Annotated in this window: 3 protein-coding genes; 2 read left to right on the plus strand and 1 reads right to left on the minus strand. The window is 73.8% G+C overall.

Translation table 11 applies throughout. The annotated features are described in order from the left end of the window. The coding region (locus AB0C20_RS35430; protein ID WP_357569648.1) for a hypothetical protein at nucleotides 1–231 on the minus strand (231 nt) is incomplete at its 3' end. Nucleotides 232–398: 167 nt separating this feature from the next. Here AB0C20_RS35430 and AB0C20_RS35435 point away from each other — a divergent pair. Next, nucleotides 399–2,909, plus strand: a complete 2,511-nt coding sequence (locus AB0C20_RS35435; RefSeq protein WP_357569649.1) for a WG repeat-containing protein — start codon at nucleotides 399–401, stop codon at nucleotides 2,907–2,909. A 44-nt stretch (nucleotides 2,910–2,953) separates the two neighbouring features. Continuing rightward, complete coding sequence (locus AB0C20_RS35440) at nucleotides 2,954–3,952, plus strand: aldo/keto reductase family protein (protein WP_196918984.1); 999 nt, start codon at nucleotides 2,954–2,956, stop codon at nucleotides 3,950–3,952. Nucleotides 3,953–4,072 lie beyond the last annotated feature (120 nt).

The raw sequence follows: 4,072 nt of genomic DNA on the forward strand, positions 1-4,072 counted from the left end.
CTTGTCGCTGAACTTCGCCCCGACCTCGGCCCACGCCGCGGCGGCCTGCTTGACGGCGTCCTGCTTCCAGGCGCCGTCCTCCAGGTTGTCGATGTAGCTCGCCCCCGGCGGAGCGGCCGCACCCCGCCGATCGACCGGCCGCGCCGGAGCGACCGGCCGCGCAGCAGCGCCCGTACTCGCCGGAGCGGCTATCTCCGACGGCGGACGCGCGCCCGTCGGTGGCCCCGCCACCCACCTGGCAGGCACCGCCGCCGCTGGCGACCCGCCCCGACCCGGCCCCGGCCGACCAGACGCCCGCGGTTCCGACTCCGGCGGCCTCGCAGCCACCGGCACCGGTGCTCCCACCGGCCCCCGGTACGCCGCGCCGCTACGTGCCCCCGCCGCCCTCGGAAGAGCCGGTGGCGCCCGTTCACGAGCCGGACGACGTCCCGGGCACCCGCGGGCCGGAGGCGTGGTTCAGCCCCGCTCAGCCCGCCGAATCCGACCAGGCCGAGCCGGCGACGGACCAGCGGTCGTTCGACCCGGTCGACGACGAGTCGACGGCCGGCGACCCCGACCTCTCCGCGACACCGGACGCGCAGACGTCGACGTCTGCGGCCGACACCCACACCGACGTGGCCGACGAGCACGCCAGTGGGTCGACACCAGAGGACGCATTCGAGCCGGTTTCCGCGCCACCCGCTCACCCCGTCTCCGGTGCCCCTCGGCTCTGGGCGGACGACCTGAACGACGATCCGCAGCCCACTTTCGACATGGAAGCGCTGGACGGCGACCAGCCCGTCTCCGGCGCACCTGTCGTCGCGATGCCCCACCAGCGGACCGAAGCCGAGGGTGAGGCCGGCCAGCAGCCCCTCACCGCTTCGCCCAGCGAGGACACCGATCCGGTCGAGCACGAACTCGCGCCACCCGACGAGCCGGCGGACGCGATAGACGATCCGAACACGGGCCCGACGCAGGGCTCGCGAATCGACGAGTGGCGGGGCGACGCGGCACTGCACGCCACGGCTGCGGACGACGCGAGCCCGCCGGTCTCCGCACCGCCCGCCTCGGTCACGCCGGTTTCCGCTCCTCCGGCACCGCCGGTATCGGCCCCGCCCGCGGCACCCGTCTCCTCGCCGCCAGCGTCCGCGACAGCCCCTGCCTCCGCGCCGCCAGCGTCCGCCGCGGCACCGGTCTCCGCGCCACCCCTCCCCACCGCGGCGCCCGTCTCCGCGCCGCCAGCGCCGACCGCCGCCCCGGTGTCCGCACCACCCGCCTCAGCGCAGCCGTACTCCGCAGCACCCGTCTCCGCGCCACCCGCGGCGGCACAGCCGTCCTCCGCAGCACCGTCCTCCGCACCGCCAGCACCAGCACCAGCACCCGTCTCCGCGCCGCCGGCCTCGACACCACCGCCCACCGCAGCGCCCGTCTCCGGGCCACCAGCGTCGGTAGTGCCGACCTCCGGGCCACCAGTGTCGGTAGTACCGACCTCCGGGCCACCAGCGTCGGTAGTACCGACCTCCGGGCCACCAGCCTCGGCCGTACCCGGCCCGAGGAGCGGCTCGGACGGGGAGAACGAGCCGGTGTCCCCGCCACCCGACGACGCGCCGCCGGTGGTGACCCGCCCGTCGCTGGCCGACCCGGGCGACCCGGAGCAGGTGCTGGCCGCGTACCGGTGGCGGTTGGACCCGATCACCCTGCGCGAGGAGTTGACGGAGCCGGACGACCTGCGGGCCATCCGGCGGCGGCTGACCGAGAAGTTGGGCTCGGCGGTCGACAACCGGGCCCGGGCCCGGCTGCTCAGCCTGCGGGCGGTGGCCTCGCGGATTCTCGGCGACCTGGACGACGCGCTGGCCGACGGTCGGCTCGCCCTCACCTACGCCGAGGCCACCGGCGAGTTGCGCCGGACCGCGCTGGCCCAGGCCCGGCTGGCCCACGTGCTGCGCTGGCGCGGCGACTTCGCCGAGGCCGACCAACTCTTCGCCCAGGCCAACTCGGTCGAGTTGCCCGACCGGCTGCGGGCCGCGCTGCACGAGCACTCCGGGCGGTCGTGTTACGACCAGGGACGGCTCATGGAGGCCTGCGAGCATTTCGAGAAGGCGCTCGACCTGCGCGGCGCGGGCGACGCCGAACTGCTGGACCGGGTCCGGGTGGCCCTCGACGCGGTCACCGTCCGGGCCGAGGCGGATGGCTTCGGGGCGTACCCCCGGGGTCGGGACGAGGTGCTCGACCGGGACCGACCCCCGTTGCCGGACCGGGACGGGTCGCTGTGGGGTTACACCAGCCAGGACGGCGACGTTGTCGTCCCCGCCCGGTACGCCGAGGCGCAGCCCTTCCACGACGGGTTGGCCTGGGTCCGCCGGCCGGACACGGACCGCTGGTCGCTGATCAACCTGCTCGGTACGACGGTGATCCCGCCGTCCTTCCGGGCCGCGCAGCCGTTCAGCGACGGCCTGGCCTGGGTGGTCGGCGAGGCTGGTTGGACGGCGATCGACGCGACCGGGGCGGTGCAGGTCGCGCCCAACTTCGCCGAGGTACGACCGTTCCGGCGTGGGCTGGCCGCGGTGCGGCGCGAGGGTTGGGGGGCTGTCGACCGGACCGGTCGGGTCATCGTGCCCACCCGCTACCACGGCTTCGTCACCGAGTTGGCCGACGGCCAGCAGATCGACGGTTTCACCGACGAGGGGCTCGCCGTTGTCGACGTGGCGGGTCGGCGGGGCGTGGTGGACCGCACCGGCACGGTGCTGGTCCCGCCGGCGCACCCGATGCTGGTCATCCACCCGGTGGCGTTCCTGGTCGAGAGCGACAACGGGCGGTGGGGCGCGCTGGACCGGCGCGGCGTGCCGCTCATCGATCCGGTGTACCGCGATCGCACCGAGGTGCTGGAGGAGATCGACCGGCTACTCACCGACGCCAACCCGGTGCTCTGAGTCGCCGGTCGTCAGTGTTGATCCACTGGAGCTAGGGTCGGTACATGGAATTCCGACACCTGGGCCGTTCCGGCCTGATGGTCAGCGAGATCTCGTACGGCAACTGGATCACCCACGGGTCGCAGGTCGAGGAGGACGCCGCGTTCGCCTGCGTCCGGGCCGCACTCGACGCGGGGATCACGACCTTCGACACCGCCGACGTGTACGCCGGCACCCGAGCAGAGGACGTGCTCGGCCGGGCGCTGGAGAACGAGCGCCGGGAGGGCCTGGAGATCTTTACCAAGGTCTACTGGCCGACCGGGCCGGGCCGCAACGACCGTGGCCTGTCCCGCAAGCACATCATGGAGTCGATCAACGGCTCGCTGCGCCGGCTGCGTACCGACTACGTGGACCTCTACCAGGCCCACCGGTACGACTACAGCACGCCGCTGGAGGAGACGATGGAGGCGTTCGCCGACGTCGTCCACTCCGGCAAGGCGCACTACATCGGGGTCTCCGAGTGGACTGCCGAGCAGCTGCGCGCCGCGCACCCGCTCGCCCGGGAGCTGCACATCCCGCTGGTCTCCAACCAACCTCAGTACTCGATGCTCTGGCGGGTCATCGAATCCGAGGTGGTGCCGGCCAGTGAGGAGCTGGGCATCGGGCAGATCGTCTGGTCGCCGATGGCGCAGGGTGTGCTCTCCGGCAAGTACCTGCCGGGCCAGCCGCCGCCGGCCGGTTCCCGCGCCACCGACGAGAAGTCCGGCGCGGGCTTCATCTCCCGGTTCATGAACGACGACGTGCTCACCCGGGTGCAGCAGCTCAAGCCAATCGCCGAGCAGGCCGGGCTGAGCATGGCCCAGCTCGCCGTGGCGTGGGTCCTGCAGAACCCGAACGTCTCGTCGGCGATCATCGGCGCGTCCCGCCCCGAGCAGGTGCACGACAACGTGAAGGCGGCCGGGGTGAAGCTCGACGCCGACCTGCTCAAGGCGATCGACGACATCGTCGGGCCGGTCACCGAGCGGGACCCGGCGAAGACCGAGTCCCCCGCGCAGCGTCCCTGACGCCGTTCCGGCCGGCCGGCGCGATACCCTCGCGCCGGCCTCGTCGCGCGGCGGGCATGAGCGCTGCCGGCTACCCGCTGGCGCGACAGGCAAACCGGCCGGCCCCGCCGTCGGTCAGGC

Origin of the sequence: Micromonospora sp. NPDC048843 (assembly GCF_040649965.1) — a bacterium.
Classification (GTDB): Bacteria; Actinomycetota; Actinomycetes; order Mycobacteriales; family Micromonosporaceae; genus Micromonospora; species Micromonospora hortensis.